General features: G+C 71.7%; 19 protein-coding genes. 8 read left to right on the top strand and 11 right to left on the bottom strand.

Translation table 11 applies throughout. The features are described 5' to 3' along the window. Positions 1-274 precede the first annotated feature (274 nt). From nhaA to KFLA_RS02305, 3 genes are all read left to right on the top strand, one after another. The gene (gene nhaA / locus KFLA_RS02315) at positions 275-1489 is read left to right on the top strand and encodes a Na+/H+ antiporter NhaA (protein WP_012918143.1); all 1215 of its coding nucleotides are present in this window, start codon (positions 275-277) and stop codon (positions 1487-1489) included. Positions 1490-1614: 125 nt separating this feature from the next. After that, positions 1615-2028 (top strand): phage holin family protein, encoded by a 414-nt coding sequence (locus tag KFLA_RS02310; protein WP_041289109.1) that lies wholly within the window; start codon positions 1615-1617, stop codon positions 2026-2028. A 113-nt stretch (positions 2029-2141) separates the two neighbouring features. Beyond that, positions 2142-2969 (top strand): alpha/beta fold hydrolase, encoded by an 828-nt coding sequence (locus KFLA_RS02305; protein WP_237706690.1) that lies wholly within the window; start codon positions 2142-2144, stop codon positions 2967-2969. On the opposite strand, the gene KFLA_RS02300 is transcribed toward KFLA_RS02305, so the two are convergent. The 6 genes from KFLA_RS02300 to nth all read right to left on the bottom strand — a co-directional run bounded on the left by KFLA_RS02300 (position 2966) and on the right by nth (position 7647). Next, positions 2966-3712 (bottom strand): hypothetical protein, encoded by a 747-nt coding sequence (locus tag KFLA_RS02300; RefSeq protein WP_012918140.1) that lies wholly within the window; start codon positions 3710-3712, stop codon positions 2966-2968. The genes KFLA_RS02305 and KFLA_RS02300 overlap by 4 nt on opposite strands. A gap of 1 nt (position 3713) precedes the next feature. Continuing rightward, entirely contained in the window at positions 3714-4214 is a 501-nt protein-coding gene (locus tag KFLA_RS02295) for a SigE family RNA polymerase sigma factor (RefSeq protein ID WP_012918139.1), read from the bottom strand. An 82-nt stretch (positions 4215-4296) separates the two neighbouring features. Beyond that, entirely contained in the window at positions 4297-5469 is a 1173-nt protein-coding gene (locus tag KFLA_RS02290; protein ID WP_012918138.1) for a MarP family serine protease, read from the bottom strand. Beyond that, complete coding sequence (locus KFLA_RS02285; protein ID WP_012918137.1) at positions 5466-6233, bottom strand: NUDIX hydrolase; 768 nt, start codon at positions 6231-6233, stop codon at positions 5466-5468. The genes KFLA_RS02290 and KFLA_RS02285 overlap by 4 nt, the downstream gene beginning before the upstream one ends. Then, positions 6230-6862, bottom strand: a complete 633-nt coding sequence (locus KFLA_RS02280; protein WP_237706689.1) for a TlpA family protein disulfide reductase — start codon at positions 6860-6862, stop codon at positions 6230-6232. The genes KFLA_RS02285 and KFLA_RS02280 overlap by 4 nt, the downstream gene beginning before the upstream one ends. Further along, positions 6859-7647, bottom strand: coding sequence for an endonuclease III (gene nth / locus KFLA_RS02275; protein WP_012918135.1), 789 nt, complete (start codon positions 7645-7647; stop codon positions 6859-6861). The genes KFLA_RS02280 and nth overlap by 4 nt, the downstream gene beginning before the upstream one ends. A 620-nt stretch (positions 7648-8267) precedes the next feature. Here nth and KFLA_RS02270 point away from each other — a divergent pair. Further along, positions 8268-8945: a Crp/Fnr family transcriptional regulator gene (locus KFLA_RS02270; protein ID WP_012918134.1), complete on the top strand. Its 678-nt coding sequence runs from the start codon at positions 8268-8270 to the stop codon at positions 8943-8945. 314 nt (positions 8946-9259) lie between these two features. On the opposite strand, the gene KFLA_RS02265 is transcribed toward KFLA_RS02270, so the two are convergent. From KFLA_RS02265 to KFLA_RS38160, 5 genes are all read right to left on the bottom strand, one after another. Beyond that, entirely contained in the window at positions 9260-10186 is a 927-nt protein-coding gene (locus KFLA_RS02265) for a PDDEXK family nuclease (protein ID WP_012918133.1), read from the bottom strand. A gap of 306 nt (positions 10187-10492) precedes the next feature. Next, a complete protein-coding gene (locus tag KFLA_RS02260; protein WP_012918132.1) occupies positions 10493-11281 on the bottom strand; it encodes an MBL fold metallo-hydrolase in 789 nt (262 codons plus the stop codon). Then, positions 11278-12096, bottom strand: coding sequence for an NUDIX hydrolase (locus KFLA_RS02255; protein ID WP_012918131.1), 819 nt, complete (start codon positions 12094-12096; stop codon positions 11278-11280). The genes KFLA_RS02260 and KFLA_RS02255 overlap by 4 nt, the downstream gene beginning before the upstream one ends. A 339-nt stretch (positions 12097-12435) precedes the next feature. Continuing rightward, positions 12436-12897, bottom strand: a complete 462-nt coding sequence (locus tag KFLA_RS02250; RefSeq protein ID WP_012918130.1) for a RidA family protein — start codon at positions 12895-12897, stop codon at positions 12436-12438. Next, a complete protein-coding gene (locus KFLA_RS38160; RefSeq protein ID WP_012918129.1) occupies positions 12894-13055 on the bottom strand; it encodes a Sp36 family protein in 162 nt (53 codons plus the stop codon). The genes KFLA_RS02250 and KFLA_RS38160 overlap by 4 nt, the downstream gene beginning before the upstream one ends. Positions 13056-13149: 94 nt before the next feature. Here KFLA_RS38160 and bagA point away from each other — a divergent pair, with 94 nt between their 5' ends. The 4 genes from bagA to lon all read left to right on the top strand — a co-directional run bounded on the left by bagA (position 13150) and on the right by lon (position 18667). Continuing rightward, positions 13150-14100, top strand: a complete 951-nt coding sequence (gene bagA / locus KFLA_RS02245) for an ATPase BagA (protein WP_041289107.1) — start codon at positions 13150-13152, stop codon at positions 14098-14100. Beyond that, complete coding sequence (gene bagB / locus KFLA_RS02240; protein WP_012918127.1) at positions 14097-15218, top strand: ArsA family ATPase; 1122 nt, start codon at positions 14097-14099, stop codon at positions 15216-15218. The genes bagA and bagB overlap by 4 nt, the downstream gene beginning before the upstream one ends. A gap of 4 nt (positions 15219-15222) precedes the next feature. Beyond that, positions 15223-16227 carry a phosphotransferase gene (locus tag KFLA_RS02235; RefSeq protein WP_012918126.1) on the top strand — a complete coding sequence of 335 codons (1005 nt, stop codon included), beginning with the start codon at positions 15223-15225 and terminating at the stop codon, positions 16225-16227. Between the two features lie 85 nt (positions 16228-16312). After that, a complete protein-coding gene (gene lon, locus KFLA_RS02230; RefSeq protein WP_012918125.1) occupies positions 16313-18667 on the top strand; it encodes an endopeptidase La in 2355 nt (784 codons plus the stop codon). Positions 18668-18769 lie beyond the last annotated feature (102 nt).

The raw sequence follows: 18769 nt of genomic DNA, 5'->3' as shown, positions 1-18769 counted from the left end.
GGGTGAGTTCGCTCACAACCAGCTGCCAGAGCTCGGACCGGGTCACAGCGCCTCCAGGATCGTCGACCAGCCCGTACCCCCGCGGGGACGGGCACTGCCGACCAGACTTCCCGGCGCTCCGGCGGCCAGCCTCTCCCATCGAGGGGCCCGGCGCAACGACCGTTCATCACCTAGACTGGTGCTGAACGTGCAACTGAATCCACAGCGCAACACGGTGTGCCGGGAAGCCTGGTCGGCGAGTCGTCCGACCGACCCCGGATCGAAAGGCCTTTCCATGCCGCCAACCGTTCGCGCCCGCCGCCGTCGCGCCTTTCCTCGGGTCCTCGGGTCCGAGCGCGCCTTCCTGGCCGACACCCTGCGCGCCGAGACCACCGGCGGCCTGCTGCTGCTCGGCGCCGCCGTCATCGCGCTGATCTGGGCCAACTCACCCTGGCAGGACGCGTACCACCACCTCCGCGAGGCCCCCCTCGGTCCGCTGACCGTGGAGGCCTGGGCCGCCGACGGCGCGCTGGCGCTGTTCTTCTACCTGGCCGGCGTCGAGCTCAAGCGCGAGCTGGTCGTCGGCACGCTGTCGAAACTCGGTGAGGCGGTGGTCCCGGTGGTCGCCGCAATCGCCGGAATGGTGCTTCCGGCAATGATCTACCTGCTGGTGAACCTGACCGCGGACGGCGGCCGGACGTCGGGCTGGGCGGTGCCGACGGCGACCGACATCGCGTTCGCGCTCGCGGTGCTGGCGATCGTCGGATCGTCGCTGCCGGGAGCTCTGCGAGCGTTCCTGCTCACGCTGGCGGTGGTCGACGACTTCGGCGCGATCCTGGTCATCGCGGTGTTCTTCTCGCACGGCTTCCACCTCTTCGCGTTGCTCGCCGCACTCGCGCTGGTCGGCGTCTACTACCTGCTGCAGCGTTTCCGCTTCCGGACGCCGCTGCTGTACGTGCCGGTCGCACTCGGGGCGTGGTGGTTCATGCACGAGTCGGGCATTCACGCGACCATCGCGGGCGTCGCGCTCGGGCTGGCCACCCGGGTGGTCGCCGATCCGGGCGAGAAGCACGCCCCGGCGGAGCGGATCGAGCACCGGTTGCGCCCTTGGTCCGCAGGACTGGCGGTGCCGCTGTTCGCGCTGTTCGCCGCCGGGGTCACGCTGAGCGGAGACGCGGTCCGGGAGATGCTCACCGACCCGGTCGCCATCGGCATCGTCGCCGGTCTGATCGCCGGCAAGTTCCTCGGCGTCTTCGGCGGGGCCTGGCTGACCGCGCGGTTCACCCGGGCGGAGCTGAACTCCGACCTCGCCTGGCGCGACGTCGGCGCGGTCTCGGTGCTGGCGGGCATCGGCTTCACTGTCGCGTTGCTGATCGCTCAGCTGGCCTTCGGCGACGACGTGGCCCAGACCGAGCGGGCCAAGGCCGCCGTGCTGATCGGGTCGCTGCTGGCCGCGCTGATCGCCGCCGGACTGCTGTTCCGCCGCAACCGGGTGTACGCCGACGACTGATCCGCTGCTGCCGGCACGTCTCCTGGTCCACGGTCCGGCCCATCGGCGTACGGCGCGTGGGTGCGGGGTACGAGCTGATCGGAGTACGCGGCGGTAGGGTCGGGCACACGGACGGAAGGAGTGCCATGTCGATGGGATCGACGGGGCAGGACCAGGACGAGCCCACGGTCGGGCAGCTGGTCGCGAACGCCAGCCGGGACCTGTCCAGCCTGGTGCGCAGCGAGATCGAGCTGGGCAAGGCGGAGCTGAAGAAGACGGCGGTGGCGGCCGGTACGGGCGCGGGAATGTTCGGCGGTGCCGCGTTCCTCGGCCTGCTGGCGATCATCCTGCTGTCGATCGCCGCGGCGTACGGGGTGAGCGCGCTGGGCATCCACCCGGCGCTGGCCTTTGTCATCGTGGCCGTGCTCTACCTGGTGATCGCCGCGGTGCTGGTGCTGGTCGGCAAGAACCAGCTCGGCAAGGCGAAGGGTCCGCAGCGCGCGATCGAGACCTCGAAGGAGTCGGTCGAGGCGCTCAGGGCGATCGGGAAGGGCGACTGAGCCCCGCCGGCGTCTCCGACCTGCTCGTCGACGGGCCCTGGTCGCACTCGCTGGTCGCGGCCAACGGGGCACGGTTCCACGTCGCCGAGTGCGGTACGGCCGACGCTCCCCTGGTGCTCTTCCTGCACGGCTTCCCGGAGTTCTGGTGGGCCTGGCGGCATCAGCTGCCGGTGGTCGCCGCCGCCGGGTACCGCGCGGTCGCGATGGACCTGCGCGGCTACGGCGCGAGCGACAAGACGCCGCGCGGCTACGACCCGTTCACGGTGTCGGCCGACGTGTCCGGCGTGATCCGGTCGCTCGGCGCGAGTGACGCCGTCGTGGTCGGGCACGGCTGGGGCGGATTCGTCGCCTGGTCGGCGGCGGTGCTGGCTCCGCGCCAGGTCCGGGCGGTCGCGGCGGTGGCGGCTCCGCATCCGTTGATGCTGCTGACCTCGGGGCAGCTGCGGGCCGCGGTCCAGATGGGCTGGTTCCAGCTGCCGATCCTGCCGGAACGCCGGCTGCTCGCCCACGACGGCATCCACATCGAGCAGCTGCTGCGCGCCTGGTCCGCGGCCGGCGGCGACTTCCCGGACGCCGAGGCGTCCCGCCGGTACCGCGCGGCGCTGCAGGTCTGGCCGGCGCCGCACTGCGCGCTGGAGTACCACCGGTGGTTCGTCCGCTCCCGTCTGCGCTCTGACGGCCGCCGCTACTCGACCCGGATGCGCGAGCCGATCGGCGTACCGGTGCTGCAGATCCACGGCGGCCTGGACGGCGCCGTCGCTCCGGCGGCCAGCGTGACGCCCGCGCAGTACGTCACGGGCCCGCTGCGCTACGAGCTGCTGACCACCGTCGGCCACTTTCCGCACGAGGAAGCGCCGGAGCAGTTCAACCAGCTCCTGCTCGACTGGCTTCCCGGCGTCTCCCCTACGACCCCGCTTGCCACCGAAGGGGACACGCCCTAGGCGACTGCCTCCGGCCCGACCGTGCCGGTGATCCGCCAGTCGGTGGCGTTTTGGTCCAGGCGGAAGGTGAGCCAGCGGGCGGCGAGGCAGCCGCGCCAGATGTTGACGCCGACCTCGGCATGGCCGTCCTTGCGCACGATCGGGCCGACCATGACGTACGGGCCGCCGGCATCCGGGCCGCACGGGTCGTCGGCCGCGGGCCGCTGGGCGATCCACTTCAGCGTGACCCCGGGGCGCAGGGCCGCCGCGATCGCGTCCTGCTGGGCCGGGGTGAAGGGTTCGCCGCGGACGGGCTTGCCGCCGCCGGCCCCCTGGTGCGGAGCGTCCAGAACGTAGACGGGTGCCCCCGGCGCAGTACCGGGTTCGCGCTCCAGGATTCCCTTGATCGTGGCGGCCCAGATCCGGACCTCGTCGGTGGTCGGTGCCGGAGTACTCGCCGTACCGGCGCTGGGAGTGGCCGGCCCGCCCGCTTCCGGCGTGCTCGACGCGGCGGGTAGCGGTACGGCGGACGGTGGCTCGGCAGCCTGCCGAACGATGATCACCGCTCCGAGGACCAGCGCAACGGCCGCGGCCGCCAGGACGACAGGGCTGAGCCGCCGGCGCGCCCGGCCCGGATCGGCGTTCGGTGCCGAGCTGGTGGCCGCAGGCAACTGGTCTGCCTGGCTCTCCCGCTCGGCGAAGGTCTCCCGCAGCAGGGCGGCGAGCTCCTCGTCGGTCTTTCCGTTGCTGTGCGGACCGTTCATCTCAGCACTCCTCGTCGGCGGGCAGCTCGGCCCGCAAGCTCGCGAGGCCCCGGGCCGCGTTCGACCTGACTGTGCTTGCCGTGCAGTTGAGCACGGCCGCGATCTCGTCGTCGGGCAGATCCTCGTAGTACCGCAGCACCAGGACGGCGCGCTGCCGGCGCGGCAGCGTCGCGAGCAGGCGCCAGGCGGCGTCTCGCTGGGCCTGCCGGGCACCGATGTCCTCGGTCGTCGGCGTTTCGGTGAGCTCGGCAGTCGGCAGTTCGCGGTTCTTCAGGCGACGGCGCCAGCTGAGGAACTCGTTCACCACCATCGTCCGCAGGTACGCCTCGGGGTGCTCCAGCGCGCCGATCCGGGACCACCGGCGGTGCGCCCGGGCGAACACGCTCTGCACCAGGTCCTCGGCGGTGTGCGCGCTGCCGGACAGCATCAGCGCGACCCGCAGCAGCCGTCGCTCGCTCGACCCCACCACCTGGTCGAACGACTGGCTCACCTCGCTCGTCACCGTCACACCCTCCCAACGCCGCGGAGCAGCCGGGCTGCTGCATCACCGGCCCGTATTTCTGGGGCGGTGATGCGGTGAGAGGTCAGGTGCAGGTGCGGGTGGAGACCTCGCGGGTGGCACGAGCGCCCTCGGCGGCATCGGCGGCGACCTGGCCGGCGGTCAGCACGTAGCCGGTGCGGTTGTCCTCGACGGAAGCGGCGAACACCACGCCGTACACGGTGCCGCGGGACGACAGCAGAGGGCCGCCGGAGTTGCCCGGCCGGACCGAGGCCCAGATCGAGAACGCCCGCCGGGTGACCGTGCGGTCGCCGTAGATGTCCGGGCCGCGGAGCCGCTCCTCGGACCGGATCCGGGCCGGCTCGGAGTTGAACGGCCCGTTCTCCGGGTAACCGAGCACCACCGCGGCCGCGTCCGCCTTGCCGCTGTCGTCGAACCTCAGCGGCTCGATGGCCAGCTTCGGCACGTACAGCACCGCGACGTCGACCGCCGGGTCGAACAGCACCACGGTGGCGTCGTACGAGCGCCCGTTCACCTCGACCTTGGGCGAGCTGACCCCGGCGACCACGTGCGCGTTCGTCATCACCCGCTGCGGCGCGTAGACGAAGCCCGACCCCTCCAGGCCGCGCGAGCAGTTCGCGACGCCGGTGACCTTGGCGATCCGGGTGTAGGCGTTGCGCACCGCCGGCGTGCGGGAGATCGCGCCGTCCGGCGGCTGGGTCTCCCGGATCCGCTCCGGCACGAACGGGTCCAGGAAGCGCGGGAACAGGTCGGTGTTCACCACGTCGTTGAACGCTTGCAGGGCCCGGTCAGCGCCGCTCGGCAGGGCCTCGTCGACCCTGGCCAGCACCTCCGAGCCACGCACCGCCGAGGTGACGCTGGGGATCCGCGCACCGCTCACCGCGACGCCGAGCACCCAGGACACCACCAGCACGGAAACCGCGGCCAGCGCGGCTCCGCCGAGCGCGTCGACGGCCTTCACCGGCTTCACGGAGATCTTGTTCCTCAGCTTGGAACCGAGCAGGGCACCGATGGTCCGCCCGATCGAGGCCAGCAGCACCACGAGCACCAGGGCGGCGAAGGACACCTCGACACTGGGCGAGAAGTTGTCCAGCACCCGCGGTACGCCGTACACGCCGACGGCGGCACCGGCGAGCAGGCCGACCGTCGCGCAGGCGCCGAGCACGAAGCCCTCGACGTACCCGGAGATCGCCACCAGCACCGTCACCGCGACCAGTGCCCAGTCCAGTCCGCTCACTCCACACCCTCCGGCCGCCCCAGGTCGTGCTCGATGGCAGTCAGCCGGCGCACCTCCCCCGACCGCTGTCCCTCACTCCGCCAGGCCGCCTCGACCAGCCGGTCGGGCAACGGTACGACGTGGGCCGGGTCCCAGTCGCGCACCCACCCGCCGAGCAGCAGCAATTTGTCGAGCAGACCGGCGGTGAAGCCCCAGATGAACAGGTCGTCGATCAGGAACGCCGGGCCGGTGAAGCCGGACGGATGCAGGCAGCTCACCCGGTTCGCCGGGTCGGCCAAGGCGGACAGCGCGACCCGGTGCACCGAGGCCACCTCGGCCGGGTCGACAACCGCGACCGGCGACGGCTGCCGCCACCAGGCCAGTACCGGCGAGACGCCGAAGTTGCTCACCGGCACCCAGAGCGCGGGCCACACGGCGAACACCTCGACACCGGACGGGTCCAGGCCGGTCTCCTCCTCGGCCTCGCGCAGGGCGGTGCGGACCAGGCCGTCGACGCCGGTGCCGTCCTCCTCGTCGCTGCGACCGCCGGGAAAGGCCATCTGACCGGCGTGCGAGCGCAGCGTCCAGGAACGTTCGGTGAGCAGCACGTCGGGACCGTCTTCGTTGCCATCGGCAAGCAGGATCAGGACGGCGGACTGCCGCACAGCCGGGTCGTCGGGCGGCAGGAAGCGCGAAAGCTCCTTCGGGTCAACGGTTTTCGACGCCGTGGCGAGCGGGTGCAGCCACCCGGGCAGCTCGACGTCGAAGCTCGTACTCGTCCTCACCAGGTCACCCCCAACTTGGTCCGCACCAGCTGGTCGAGCTCCTGCTGGGACTTGAACACACCGCGGTGCACGTGCACGACCTTGCCCGCCTTGTCGACGAACGCGGTGAGCGGCGGGCCGCCGACCCGGAGCGGCTGCCGGACCTGCTTGTCGGTGTCGGCCAGATGGGGATAGACCAGGCCGTGCTCGACGGCGAACTCGATCGCCTTCTCCGGCCGCGGGTCGGCGTAGTCGATGCCGATCAACTGGACCTTGCCGCCGGACTTCTGCTGCAGGTCGGCCAGGTACGGCGCTTCGTCGCGGCAGGGCCCGCACCACTGGGCCCAGACGTTCACCAGCAGCGGGCCGCGCAGGTCCGCCAGCCGGATGTCGGGTCCGTTGCCCAGACACGGAAGGCTCACGTCCGGCAATCCGTCGCTGACCGGCGGCCGGGACGGCGTACTCGGGCAGTCGGCCAGCTTCTCGGCACCGGCCACAGTGCGGGAGCTGTCCGGCGACTGTGGCGTCTCCCCGCCCTCTCCTTCACGGCTCGCTTCGGGTGCGCAGCCCATGAGAAGCGCAAGCCCGAGCAGCACGCTCACCGCCCACCGCGCGGCGGGCGGCGTACGGGGGTGGGGCGGGTGGGTCACGCCGGGACCTTCACCAGCTTGGCGGCCAGGACCGGGTCGGTCGGACCGGTTCCGAAGGACGGGCACCACTGCGCGAGCGGGCACGCGCCGCAGGCCGGCTTCTTGGCGTGGCAGCGGCGGCGGCCGTGGAAGATCAGCCGGTGCGACAGCATCGTCCAGTCCTTCTTCGGGAACAGCGCCCCGATCAGGTGCTCGACCTTGACCGGATCCTCCTCGGTGGTCCAGCCGAACCGGCGGACCAGCCGCCCGAAGTGCGTGTCGACGGTGATGCCGGGAATGCCGAAGGCGTTGCCCAGTACGACGTTGGCGGTCTTGCGGCCGGTACCGGGCAGCTTGACCAGCTCCTCCAGCTTGCCGGGGACCTGTCCGTCGTACTCGTCGACCAGGGCCTGACCGAGCTTCAGCAGACTGTTCGTCTTGGCCCGGAAGAAGCCGGTCGGCTTGAGAATGGCCTCCATCTCGTCACGGTCGGCCTCGGCGTACGCCTGCGCGGTCGGGTACTTCGCGAACAGCGTCGGGGTCACCTTGTTCACCGTCACGTCGGTGGTCTGCGCCGACAAGATGGTGGCCACCAGCAACTCCAGCGGGCTGCTGAAGTCGAGCTCGCAGTGTGCGTCCGGATAGGTCTCGGTCAGCACCTTGTGCATCTTGCGGGCCCGCCGCACCAGCTGGGTCGGCGTCTCGTCGGCGTACACCGGGGCCTTGCGAGGCAACTTCACGGGCGGGTCGAGCACCGGCGGCGGGACCGGGTGCGGATTCGGGTCCGCGACATGCTGGGTGGGCATGCAGGCCAGCCTACGTGCGGCCACCCACAAGAAGCCCCGGGACGCCCGGGGGTGACCAGGGCGCGTGCGCCGGGACGCCCGGGGGTGACCAGGGCGCGTGCGCCGGACCGCCTGGGGCGGATCCCTGGCGCCGGACCGCCTGGGGCGGACCCCGGGTCGCTGGCGCCGCACTGCCTGGCCGGACCCGACGCACCAGTTCCGGACGTCGGCCGCCTACGCGGGACCGCCCAGACCGGCCGGACCGAGCTGGACCCCGACCCTGCGCCCAACTGCCCGGCCGGACCCGACGCACCAGTTCCGTACGCCGGCCGCCTGCGCCGGACCGCCCCAGACCGGCCGGACCGAGCTGGACCTGGTCCTTCGCCGCGCTGCCTGGCCGAACCCGGAGCGCCTGTGGCGCAAGCCGACTCGCTGGGCCAGACCGGCCGGACCGGGCCGAACCCGGGCCGCTGTCCGGCAGCCTGCCCGTCGGCGGTCCCCGGCGCGTCCCGACAGGCCTACGTGGCGGTTCGGCGACCGGAGGAAGTACGGTTTTGGGGCGACCAGGTGTGATCTGCCCGGCGCCGAGGGAGCTGGTAGCTCCTTCGCAGGTCGTAGTTGAGGTCCAAGGAGGCCCATTCGTGGACGCCGCAGTGCTCCGACAGGCACCGCTGTTCAGCCAGCTCGACGACGAGGCAGCCGACGCGCTGGCCGCGTCGATGACCGAGAACCGGCTGCGCCGCGGCCAGGTGCTGTTCCACGAGGGCGACTCCGGTGACCGGCTGTTCGTCGTTGTCGAAGGCAAGGTCAAGCTCGGCCGCACCTCCGCCGACGGCCGGGAGAACCTGATCGCCGTGCTCGGCCCGGGCCAGATGTTCGGCGAGCTCTCGCTGTTCGACCCCGGACCGCGCTCGGCCACCGTCACCGCCGTCACCGACGCCTCGATGATGTCGCTGACCCACGACGAGCTGCTCCGCTGGCTCGCCGGCCGTCCCGAGGTGGCCCGCGGCTTGCTCCTGCAGCTCGCCTCCCGGCTCCGCAAGGTCTCCGACGTGGTCGCCGACCTGGTCTTCTCCGACGTCCCCGGCCGCGTCGCCAAGGCCCTGCTCGACCTGGCCAGCCGCTTCGGCCGCACGGCGGACGACGGCGTACACGTCCACCACGACCTGACCCAGGAGGAGCTGGCCCAGCTCGTCGGCGCCTCCCGCGAAACCGTCAACAAGGCCCTCGCCGACTTCGCCTCCCGCGGCTGGGTCCGCCTCGAACCCCGCTCGGTAGTCCTGCTCGACGTAGAACGCCTCCAACGCCGCGCCCGCTGACCCCTGCCGCGGGCGCTCCACCGTCCCCGCCGTACGCCGGCCCACCCGCCGCTCAACACCGGACGCATCGCCATCCCAGGCGCACCGCGTTCCCAGGCGCCCCGCGTTCCCGCCGCCCAGCCGCCCCTCCACGCACTCTGATGGGTTAACCCGCCAGATTGATGGTTGGCCCATCACATTCTGGTGGGCCAACCATTGACCTCACTGGTTAACCCACGAGACTTGGCAGCGGGGACGGTCGCGGGGCCGGCTGGGGCTGGAGTGGGCGCCGGTTGGGCGTGGGCGCCGAACTGTGGCAATACCGGCGTGGTGTGTCAGGCTGCTCGGACGGCTCGGGCGAACGCTTGGTGGATTCGGGCGACGACGCGGGCGGGTTGCGTCAGTTCCGGCCAGGTGACGCGGACAACTTCCAGTCCCAATGCGCGGAGCCGATCCTCGCGGATCTTCTCCTGCACCAGGATCTCGGCCGACCCGTCGGCGTACTTGGTCAGGCCGTCGAACTCGATGACCGTCCGCATCGACGAAACGAAGAAGTCGACCCGGCCGATGAAGCCCCCGACATCCTCGAACGGTACCTGCAGGGTCGGCGGCGGAAGCCCGTGATCGTGCATCACGACCCGGAGTCGCGACTCGCCGACCGACTCCGCCAGTGGGTTGCGGAAGTTCAGCGCCGCGCGGGCCGTCGTACTACCCGGCCAGAACTCCGTGACGACCAGCAACCGCTGGAGATGCAGGTCGACCTCAGGATGGCTCCGGCAGATCGCGTCCGCGGCGACCACCGCCGCCTCGAACGACGTGGCGCAAGCGGTCTCGGTGAGGGCACGCGCGGGAGTTGTCACGGTGAGGCCCGACACCTCGGTCAGATCCGCCGGGGTCAGCCCACCGCGGTGATGCCGTACGCCGGCGGTCGGGCCGCTGCGCAGATCGTCGAGGCGGGTGAGTTGCGCCTCGGAAAGGTCCAGGCCCCAACGCGGAGCTCCGTGCAGGACCAACGCCGACTGATGGCTGACGGCAACGCTGCCGAGGCGCATCGAGTTCACGGCGGCGTGAACGAGACGGCGATGCCTGACCACGTCACGCTCCCACGGTGGCATGCCGCCGAGGTCGACTGCGGCGGCGTACTGCCCGTACCGGATTCGTTCCCAGCGACCGTCCGTCAGCCTGGCTTGAATCTCCTGCAGGGAGTAGCCACAAGCCAATGCCTGCCGACGGCTGAAGACACCACCCTGGCCCCCGGCCACTACACGAAGTCTTGTCCGCACCTGTCCAGCATGGACAATTCCCGACCATCTTGCTGGCCGACGTCGGTCACCTGTGGACAGCCGCCTTCGCCGCCTCCAGAGGAGCGGCGGGGCCACAGCGATTCGGCGTACCGGCAGCGGCCGCAGCTGCTCAGATGGGTTAACCCACCAGAGGCAGGGTTGGCCCGTCGGATTCTGGTGGGCCAACCATGTACTTGCTGGGTTAACCCACCAGAGTTTGCGCGAGGGCCGGAGGGGCGGAGGCTGCTGCCGCCGGATCGCCCGGTCTGGTCGAACCTGGCTGGGTTATCCCCTCAAATAGTTGAGTTGGGCGCGGACTGAGCGTTCGGCGGCGGGCCGGAGGGAGGGGTCGACGTCGGCGTAGACGTGTTCGACGACGGCTTCGGGGGTGGTGTGGCCGGCGGCGAGGGCGGCGCGGACCTGGTCCAGGCGTTCGCGGCGGTGGGTGAGGTAGAAGGTGAGGACGGCGGTCGGGTCGTCGATGACCGGGCCGTGGCCGGGGAGCAGGCGGGCTACGCCGGCGGGGGAGTTGGCGAAGGCGCGCAGGTGCTCGAGCGAGGTGAGGTAGGGGCCGAGGGCACCGTCGGGGTGGGCGACGACGGAGGTGCCGCGGCCGAGCACGGTGTCGCCGGTGAGCAGGGAGCCGTCCTGGGGCAGCCAGAAGCAGACCGAGTCGAGCGTGTGGCCGGGGGTCGGCAGGACCTCGATGCGCAGGTCGCCGGCGGCGATGACGTCACCTTCGGCGAGACCGTGCGCGTGGTCGGTGGGGATGCGGAAGCCGGGGTCGACCGACCGGACCGGGCAGCTCGCGCGGTTCGCGAACCAGGCGGCCCCCTCGGAGTGGTCGAGGTGGTGGTGGGTGAGCAGCACCGTCTCGACCGTGCAGCCGGCCGCCGCGACAGCGTCGAGCACGGCCTGCAGGTGGTCCGGCAACAGCGGGCCCGGGTCGACCACCACGGCCCGGTCGGACTCCGGTGCGCGCAGGATCCAGGTGTTGGTGCCGTCCAGCGTCATCGGCCCGGGGTTGGGCGCGAGCACGCGGGCGGCGTACGGCGTGAGCTGCTCGGCGGTCATCGGGTCTCCAGGTAGGCCTGGTCGCCGTCCACCCGGACGGTCGGCAAAATCGGCCGGATCTCCCGGTCCGCGGCGAGCGCCTCGGCGACGCTGCCGTACGCCGTGAGGTCGCGGCAGCACAGGTACGTCGGCGGCAGCATCAGCATCTCCCCTGCGTCGACGGCCGCGACCGCATCGGCCGGGCGCAGCCAGGCGACTTGGTCGGACTCGCTCGTCACGTCCCGGGTCACCTGGCCGGCCGGCAGCGCGGCGACGAAGAAGCGGGTGTCGTACCGCTTCGGCTCGTACTCGGGCGTGATCCAGTGCGCCCACGGGCCGAGCAGGTCGGCACGCAGGACCAGCCCGCGGCGGTGCAGGAAGTCGGCGAACCCGAGCTCCCGGCTCTCCAGCGCGACCCGGTCCGCCTCCCAGTCGGCGTCGGTGGTGTCGCCGACGACGGTCTCGGCCGACGGACCCGCCAGCAGCACGCCGGACTCCTCGAACGTCTCCCGGACCGCGGCCGCGACGTACGCGGCGGCGGTCTCGGCATCACAGCCGAGCCGCTGCCCGAACCACTCCGGCGGCGGCCCGGACCAGGAGTCGACGATGGTCGAGTCGGTCGGGTCCACCCGGCCGCCCGGGAACACCGTCATCCCGGCCGCGAACGCCATCGACCGCTGCCGCCGGAGCAGGTACACCTCCGGCCCGCCGTCGCCGTCCCGCAGCAGGATGACGGTCGAGGCGGGACGTGGCTCGACCGGCGTACGGCGCTCTCGGACGTGCGCCAGCGCCTCGGCCGCCATCCGGCCGGACAGCAACGTGGAGCTGAGAGCCACTCGACCTCCAGTCGATCGACGCGCCACCCCGGCGCCACTCGCCGCCCCGTGCGCCGCGGTGGTGCTGGGTCCGGCGCAAGCGCCGCGGTGGTGCTGGGTCCGGCGCAAGCGCCGCGGTGGTGCTGGGTCCGGCGCAAGCGCCGCGGTGGTGCTGGGTCCGGCGCAAGCGCCGCGGTGGTGCTGGGTCCGGCACAAGCCCCGCGGTGATGTTGGGTTCAGCGCCGCAGGGCGCTCTCACCATGCGCCGCACGCACCGCAGTCCCCTTGCGAGCGCCGGGTGGCGCAGGCCGTGGTGGTGCCGTTGGCGCTGCGGCGCGCAAGCAGCGGTACGGCGTACGGTCAGGCGACCTCGACGATCAGCTCCACCTCGACCGGGGCATCCAGCGGCAGCACTGGTACGCCGACCGCGCTGCGGGCGTGCTGACCGGCTTCGCCGAAGACCTGGCCGAACAGCTCGGAGGCGCCGTTGGCGACCTGCGCCTGGCCGGTGAAGTCCGGTGTCGAGGCGATGAACGCGGCCGCCTTGACGACCCGCTTCACCTGGGCCAGGTCGCCGATCTCCGCCTTGACGGCGGCCAGGGCGTTCAGCGCACACTGCTGGGCGCACTCGGCGGCCACCTCCGGGGTCACCTCGGCGCCGACCTTGCCGGTGGCGATCAAAGTGCCTTCACGCAGCGGCAGCTGCCCGGAGGTGTAGACCAGGTTGCCGGTGCGTAGCGCAGTGACGTAGGCGGCGACCGGCTTGGCGACCTCGGGCAGTTTCAGGCCGAGCTCGGCCAGGTTCTCCTCGGGGTGGCTCATGACTCGGTGATCTCCCGCTTGAAGTAGGCGACCAGGTTTTCCGGGTTCAGGCCCGGGACGACCTGGACCAGCTCCCAGCCGTCCTGGCCGAAGTTGTCCAGGATCTCCTTGGTCGAGTGGACCAGCAGCGGCGCGGTGAAGTACTCGAACTTCTTCATGAGATGGACTCTAACGGGCGCCTCCCCCGCTCAATAGCTTCCCCGTCCACCGCCGCGGTCGGTGTGCTGTGGGCCACGCCCTACGCTGGGGACCATGGCGAGGTTGCATGTGGTGACCGGCAAGGGCGGCACCGGCAAGACCACCGTGGCCGCTGCCATGGCGCTCTCGCTGGCCGACCAGGGCAAGCGCGTGCTGCTCGTGGAGGTCGAGGGCCGCCAGGGCCTCGCCCAGCTGTTCGACGTCCCGCCGCTGCCGTACGTCGAACGCCGGATCGCCGTCGGTCCTGCGGGCGGCGAGGTGTTCGGGCTGGCGGTGGACGCCGAGGCCGCGCTGCTGGAGTACCTCGACATGTACTACCACCTCGGCCGGGCCGGCAAGGCGCTCGACAAGGTCGGCGCGGTTGACTTCGTCACCACGATCGCGCCGGGCCTGCGGGACGTGCTGCTCACCGGCAAGGTGTACGAGGCGACCCGGCGCAAGGCGCACGGCCGGCTCGCGTACGACGCGGTCGTGCTGGACGCGCCGCCGACCGGCCGGATCGGCCCGTTCCTGAACGTGAACCACGAGGTCGCCGGGCTGGCCAAGGTCGGCCCGATCCGGAACCAGGCCGACGCGATCATGGGCATGCTGCGCTCCGACGTCACCCGGGTCCACCTGGTCACGCTGCTGGAGGAGATGCCGGTCCAGGAGACGCTGGACGCCGTCGAGCAGCTCGAGGCGCTGGACCTGCGGATCGGCTCGATCGTGGTGAACATGGTCCGCCGCAGCCCGCTCGACGACGAGATGCTCGCGCTGGCGGTGAAGGAGAAGCTGCCGGCCGCGGAGCTCACCCGGGGACTGAAGGCGGCCGGCATCACCGCGACCAAGGAGATGGTGGGCACGCTGGCCGCCGAGGCGCGCGACCACGCCGTCCGGGTCGGGCTGGAACGGGAGAACCGCGACCGCATTGATGCCCTGGGCAAGAAAGTGACCGAGCTCGGCCTGCTGCCGGACGGCATCGACCACGGCGCCCTGTTCGACCTGGCCGAGGAGCTGCGCCCGTGACCGCCCTGGACCTGGACGCTCTGATCGACGACCCGGCCACGCGCATCGTGGTGACCTGCGGGTCGGGCGGGGTCGGCAAGACCACCACCGCGGCCGCTCTCGGGTTGCGGGCGGCCGAGCGCGGCCGCAAGGTCGTCGTGCTGACCATCGACCCGGCCCGGCGGCTGGCGCAGTCGCTGGGGCTGACCGAGCTGGACAACACCCCGCGCGCGGTCAAGGACGTCGACGGCGCCAACGGCGGCAGCCTGGACGCGATGATGCTGGACATGAAGCGCACCTTCGACGAGGTGGTGCTGGCCCACGCGACGCCGGAGAAGGCCGAGCAGATCCTGGCGAACCCGTTCTACGTGGCGCTCTCGTCGTCGTTCGCGGGCACCCAGGAGTACATGGCGATGGAGAAGCTCGGTCAGTTGCACAAGCAGGCCGAGCGGACCGGCGAGTGGGACCTCATCGTCGTGGACACGCCGCCGTCGCGATCCGCACTGGACTTCCTGGACGCACCGGAACGGCTGGCGTCGCTGCTGGAGGGCCGGTTCCTGCGGCTGCTGCTGGCGCCGGCGCGCGGGCCGCTGCGGTTGATGTCGGCCGGCGTGAACCTGGCGATGTCGGTGATGAACAAGGTGCTCGGGGCGCAGGTGCTGACCGACGTGCAGACGTTTGCGGCCGCCTTCGACACGCTGTTCGGTGGATTCCGCGAGCGGGCAGAGAAGACCGTCGCGCTGCTGCGGGAGCCGCACACGGCGTTCCTGGTGGTGGCCGCGCCGCAGAACGACGCGCTGCGCGAGGCCTCGTACTTCACCGAGCGGCTGCGCGAGGAGCGGATGCCGCTGGCCGGCGTCGTGCTGAACCGGATGACGACGACGCACGCACCGGAGCTGTCGGCGGAGCGCTCGCTGGCGGCCGCGGAGAAGCTGGCCGAGGCGGGCAAGTCGGAGCTGACCACCGCCGTCCTGCGGCTGCACGCGGACCGGATGCAGCAGGTCGTCGGCGACACCAAACGCGCCGACCGCTTCCGCCGCGGCCATCGCTCGATCCCCACCGTCGACGTGCCCGCCCTCGCCGACGACGTGCACGACCTCTCCGGCCTGCGCCGCATCGGCGACCTGCTCACCGCCTGACCACGTGACAGCTCCGGTCCGGCCGCCGCAAGTCTGGGCGACCGCGTCCTGGCGGGCCGAGGCCGTCGACTGGATCCACGAGCGCCTGGCGGCGGCCGGGGAGTCGGTGACCGGGCCGGTCTCCGAGCCTCGGCTGATGCCGTGGTCCGCCACGATGCGGGTGCCGACGAGTACCGGCACGGTGTGGTTCAAGGCCAACGGGAGCGGTACGGCGTACGAGCCTCGGCTGCTGTCCGCGCTGCGGGACTGGGCGTCGTCCCGGTGGACGACCGATGTCGTCGCCGTCGACGACCGGCGCGCCTGGTCGTTGACCTTGGACGGCGGTGAGCCGCTCAAGCATCGCCTCGCGGTGGATGGAGATCTTCGCTGGTGGGAAGGCGCACTGGCGGAGCATGCGGAGCTGCAGCGGGCGCTGATGCCGCACGCGGACGAGCTGCTGGCGCTCGGTGTACCGGATCTGCGTCCGTCCGTGCAGCCCGGTCGGCTCGGCGAGGTGCTGGCGCGCCCTGACGAGCTGCTGCCCGGCCGTCCCGGCGGGCTCACGACAGCGCAGTACTCTGCGCTTCGTGGGCTGGCCGCCGAGCACAATCGGTGGTGTGCCGAGCTGACGGCCGGGGGGATTGCCCCGTCGCTGCAGCACGACGATCTGCACGACGACAACGTGCTGCTCGGCCGGAGCGGCGAGTACCGGTTCTTCGACTGGGGTGATGCCTCGGTGAGCCACCCGTTCGGCGTACTGGTCGGAGTCCTCGACAATGTCGGCCGGGATCGGCGGTTCACGAGTGCACAAGTCGGCCGGCTGCGGGACGTCTATCTGGAGCCGTGGACCGCGGAGTACGACCGCGCCCACCTGGTGGCGGACTGCGACCTCGCGCTGCGGGTCGCTCGAACGGGCCGGGTGCTCAATTGGCACCGGCTGCTCACCCCACTGAGGTCTGCCGAACGCATCGAGTACGCCGAGACGCTCGCGGACTGGCTGGCCGAGTCGCTGGCCCCGCCTTCGCCGTGAGCGAACGCCGGATGGGCCGGGAATGACCAGGTGGGGCCCGCCGTTGAGCCTGTCAGACTCAATCTTCAAGTGAGGGTGTGACAGCGTGACTGAGACGTTGAATCTTCCTGTTCTGCCGCTGGACGACGTCGTGGTCCTGCCCGGAATGGTCGTGCCCGTGCGACTGGCCGACACCGAGGCCCGCGCGGCGATCGACGCGGCGCAGGCCTCCGGTCAGGACCAGGTGCTGCTGGTGCCGCGGCTGGACGGGAAATATGCCAAGGCCGGAACGCTCGGCGAGATCGAGCAGATCGGCCGGCTGCCCGGCGGCGCCCAGGCGGCCGTGATCCGGGGCACCGCCCGGGTCCTGATCGGCGCCGGTACCACCGGTCCGGGGGCCGCCCTCTGGGTCGGCGCCACGGTGCTGAACGAGATCACCGACGCTCAGTCGGCTGAGCTCGCCCGCGAGTACAAGACCCTGATCACCAGCGTGCTGGAACGCCGTGGCGCGTGGCAGGTGATCGACTCGGTGCGGCAGGTGAACGCTCCGGCCGAGCTGTCCGACCTGGCCGGCTACGCGTCGTACCTGAGCGACGCGCAGAAGCTGGAGCTGCTGGAGAACGCGAACGTCACCGAGCGGCTGACCAAGCTGATCGGCTGGGTGAAGGACCACCTGGCCGAGCTCGAGGTGTCGGAGTCCATCCAGAAGGACGTTCAGGAGGGCATGGAGAAGCAGCAGCGCGAGTTCCTGCTTCGCCAGCAGCTGGCCGCCGTCCGCAAGGAGCTGGCGGAGCTGGACGGCTCCACCGCCTCCGAGGAGGAGGACTACCGCGCCCGCGTCGAGGCGGCCGACCTGCCGGAGCACGTCCGCAAGGCCGCGCTGACCGAGGTCGACAAGCTGGAGCGGACGGCCGAGCAGTCCCCCGAGGTCGGCTGGATCCGGACCTGGCTGGACACCGTCCTGGAGATGCCCTGGAACGAGCGGACCGAGGACAGCTACGACATCCGGGAGGCCCGGGCCGTGCTGGACGCGGACCACGCCGGCCTGGACGACGTCAAGGAGCGCATCACCGAGTACCTGGCCGTACGGCGCCGCCGCGCGGACCGTGGCCTCGGCGTGGTCGGCGGACGCCGCAGTGGCGCCGTACTGGCCCTGGTCGGTCCTCCTGGCGTGGGTAAGACCTCGCTGGGCGAGTCGGTGGCCCGTGCGATGGGCCGCAAGTTCGTCCGGGTCGCGCTGGGCGGTGTCCGGGACGAGGCCGAGATCCGTGGCCACCGCCGGACGTACGTCGGTGCGCTGCCGGGCCGGATCGTCCGGGCCATCACCGAAGCGGGTTCGATGAACCCGGTGGTGCTGCTGGACGAGATCGACAAGGTGGGCGCGGACTACCGGGGCGACCCGACCGCCGCGCTGCTGGAGGTCCTCGACCCGGCCCAGAACCACACCTTCCGGGACCACTACCTCGAGGTCGAGCTGGACCTGTCCGACGTGGTCTTCCTGGCCACGGCGAACGTGCTCGACTCGATCCCGGCGCCGCTGCTGGACCGGATGGAACTGGTGCAGCTGGACGGCTACACCGAGGACGAGAAGGTTGTCATCGCCCGCGACCACCTGCTCCCGCGCCAGCTGGAACGGGCCGGCCTGTCGGCCGAGGAGGTCAGTGTCGAGGACTCGGCGCTGCGCCTGCTGGCCGGCGAGTACACCCGGGAGGCCGGCGTACGGCAGCTCGAGCGGTCCATCTCCCGCGTACTGCGGAAGGTGACGGCGAAGCTGGCGCTCGGCGAGGACCTCGGCGGTTCGGTGACGATCGCGGCCGAGAACCTCAAGGGTTACCTGGGCTCGCCGAAGTTCACGCCGGAGTCGGCCGAGCGGACCGCGCTGCCGGGCGTCGCGACCGGACTGGCCGTGACCGGAGCCGGTGGTGACGTGCTCTTCGTCGAGGCGTCGCTGGCGGACAAGGAGACCGGCGCCACCGGCGTCACGCTGACCGGTCAGCTCGGCGACGTGATGAAGGAGTCGGCGCAGATCGCGCTGTCCTACCTGCGCTCGCACGGCGCGGAGCTGGGCCTGCCGGTCGGCGACCTGGCCGAGCGCAACGCGCACATCCACGTGCCGGCCGGAGCGGTCCCGAAGGACGGGCCGTCGGCTGGTGTCACGATGACGACCGCGCTGGCATCGCTGCTGTCCGGACGGCCGGTCCGCTCGGAGGTCGCGATGACCGGTGAGGTGTCGCTGACCGGCCGCGTCCTGCCGATCGGTGGGGTGAAGCAGAAGCTGCTCGCCGCCCACCGGGCCGGACTGACCACGATCCTGATCCCGAAGCGCAACGAGCCGGACCTGGAGGACGTGCCCGCCTCCGTGCTGGCCGAGCTGACGGTCCACCCGGTCAGCGACGTGCGGGAGGTGCTCGACCTGGCCCTGGTTCCGGCCCAGGTCGACGCCCACCAGTACGCCGCCTGACCCGGTCCGGCCGGTCCGCCTCCCCCTGGCGGATCGGCCGGGCTGCCGGCCTCGTCGGCCGGACCCGCCGGAAACCCCTGACGGCCGGCGGACCCACCTGTC

This window comes from Kribbella flavida DSM 17836 (assembly GCF_000024345.1).
Lineage (GTDB): Bacteria > Actinomycetota > Actinomycetes > Propionibacteriales > Kribbellaceae > Kribbella > Kribbella flavida.
The sequence above is the reverse complement of the archived record's forward strand: the minus strand, read 5'-3'. Positions and strand labels throughout refer to the sequence as shown.

Bases quoted from the DNA above. Each gene is read 5' to 3' on its own strand.
- KFLA_RS02310 (WP_041289109.1), top strand. From the start codon at position 1,615: ATGTCGATGGGATCGACGGGGCAGGACCAGGACGAGCCCACGGTCGGG.
- nhaA (WP_012918143.1), top strand. From the start codon at position 275: ATGCCGCCAACCGTTCGCGCCCGCCGCCGTCGCGCCTTTCCTCGGGTC.
- nth (WP_012918135.1), bottom strand. From the start codon at position 7,647: ATGCCCACCCAGCATGTCGCGGACCCGAATCCGCACCCGGTCCCGCCG.
- KFLA_RS02250 (WP_012918130.1), bottom strand. From the start codon at position 12,897: ATGAGCCACCCCGAGGAGAACCTGGCCGAGCTCGGCCTGAAACTGCCC.
- KFLA_RS02260 (WP_012918132.1), bottom strand. From the start codon at position 11,281: ATGACCGCCGAGCAGCTCACGCCGTACGCCGCCCGCGTGCTCGCGCCC.
- bagA (WP_041289107.1), top strand. From the start codon at position 13,150: ATGGCGAGGTTGCATGTGGTGACCGGCAAGGGCGGCACCGGCAAGACC.
- KFLA_RS38160 (WP_012918129.1), bottom strand. From the start codon at position 13,055: ATGAAGAAGTTCGAGTACTTCACCGCGCCGCTGCTGGTCCACTCGACC.
- KFLA_RS02300 (WP_012918140.1), bottom strand. From the start codon at position 3,712: ATGAACGGTCCGCACAGCAACGGAAAGACCGACGAGGAGCTCGCCGCC.